The 1,335-nt window shown below is 71.0% G+C and carries 1 protein-coding gene; it reads left to right on the top strand.

The genetic code is table 11. The annotated features are described in order from the left end of the window. The first annotated feature begins 127 nt into the window (after positions 1-127). Complete coding sequence (locus AC1D01_RS34920) at positions 128-1,192, top strand: sensor histidine kinase (RefSeq protein ID WP_477874135.1); 1,065 nt, start codon at positions 128-130, stop codon at positions 1,190-1,192. The last annotated feature ends 143 nt before the right edge of the window (positions 1,193-1,335 follow it).

The raw sequence follows: 1,335 nt of genomic DNA, 5'->3' as shown, positions 1-1,335 counted from the left end.
TCGTCGCGCTGGTCTACGGCGCCTTCAGCGGGCTGTTCCTGAGCCGCGGCCTGGCGATGTGGCGCGTGGCCCGTGCCGCCAGCCCGGCCTGAGCTTGAACCCGAATCGCCTGCCGCACAATCCGCCGATGCCGCCCCCGCCCGACAACACCGCCATCCGGCCGCACGATTTCCTGAAGCACGGCCTGGTGGTCGTCGGCTTCAACAGCTTCATCGGCCTCGTGCTGGCACTGAACCGGTCCGGCCCGTGGCAGGTGCAGATGATCTACTCGCAGGCAATCGGCCTGAGCATCTGGGCGCTGATGGATTTCGGGCGGCTGGTCGTGAAGATCAATCCGCAGACCGGCTGGCCCGAAGGCTGGCGCCGGTTCGCGCTGCAGGGCGGCGCGATCTTCCTCGGCTACCTGGCCGGCAGCACGATCGGCGATGCGCTGAACGACCGGCCGCTGCTCGACATGTGGCGCATGGCGCCGCGCGCGATGCTGAGCTACCTGCTGATGTGCATCGCGGTCAGCGCGGCGATCTCGTTCTTCTTCTACGCCCGCGGCAAGGACCAGATGCGGCTGCGCCAGCTGGCCGCCGCGCAGCGCGACGTGGCCGAGACCCAGCTGAAGCTGCTCGAATCGCAGCTCGAGCCGCACATGCTGTTCAACACGCTGGCCAACCTGCGCGTGCTGATCGCGCTCGACCCGCCGCGCGCGCAGACCATGCTCGACCAGTTGATCGCTTTCCTGCGCGCGACGCTGTCGGCCTCGCGGGCGACGCTGCATCCGCTGTCGGCCGAGTTCGCGCGGGTCGGCGACTACCTCGAGCTGATGAAGGTCCGCATGGGCGACCGGCTGCAGCCCGCGTTCGACCTGCCGCCCGGGCTGGCCGCGCAGCCGATGCCGCCGCTGTTGCTGCAGCCGCTGGTCGAGAACGCGATCAAGCACGGGCTGGAGCCGCACGTCGAGGGCGGCCGGCTGGTCGTCAGCGCCCGGCGCGACGGCGACGCGCTCGTGCTGACCGTGCGCAACACCGGCGCCGGCCTCTCCGCGGCACCGGCCGACGGCACGCATTTCGGCCTGGAGCAGGTGCGCCAGCGCCTGGCCACGCTGTACGGCGAGGCCGCCTCGCTGACGCTGGCCGCCGCGGACGACGCCGATGGCGGCACGCTCGCCACCGTCCGATTGCCCTGGAGCCCGACCGAATGAACGCCAACGGACTGAACGCCACCGCGCTGATCGCCGAGGACGAGCCGCTGCTCGCCGCGAACCTGAAGGCCGAGCTGCAGGCGCTGTGGCCGGCGCTGAACATCGTCGCCAGCGTCACGCACGGCGAAGCCGCGGTGCAGCAG

The sequence above is a fragment of the Rhizobacter sp. P3_B12 genome (assembly GCF_056402895.1).
Note: the sequence above shows the minus strand (reverse complement) of the source record. Positions and strands in the feature narration are given on the sequence as shown.

Bases quoted from the DNA above. Each gene is read 5' to 3' on its own strand.
- AC1D01_RS34920 (WP_477874135.1), top strand. From the start codon at position 128: ATGCCGCCCCCGCCCGACAACACCGCCATCCGGCCGCACGATTTCCTG.